Origin of the sequence: Pseudoalteromonas aliena (assembly GCF_038155085.1) — a bacterium.
Classification (GTDB): Bacteria; Pseudomonadota; Gammaproteobacteria; order Enterobacterales; family Alteromonadaceae; genus Pseudoalteromonas; species Pseudoalteromonas aliena_A.
This window is the reverse complement of sequence record NZ_JBAKAU010000254.1, coordinates 1-212: the sequence shown is the minus strand read 5'-3', so window position 1 is coordinate 212 and position 212 is coordinate 1. Positions and strand designations below refer to the sequence as shown.

Below are 212 nucleotides of genomic sequence, written 5' to 3'. Positions count from 1 at the left end.
ATCCATGTAATGTAAATCATAGAGCAGCCGATAAAAACAGTTACCGCCTTTAGTATCTACAATGGGATCAAGCTCTTGCATGGAATTAGGGTTTAGCTGTGTGTTTTCAAAATTACTGCGGCGCTGACCTGGCTCTTTTGGTTTTGCATATCCATAAATTAAATAAGGAATGCGTGGCTCGGGTAATGTAAAACGCCAGCTTGATGAGTTAG

General features: G+C 40.6%; 1 pseudogene. It reads right to left on the bottom strand.

What is annotated here, in order from left to right:
- Positions 1 to 212: pseudogene (locus V6260_RS19280) on the bottom strand (PepSY-associated TM helix domain-containing protein); the annotation flags it as partial.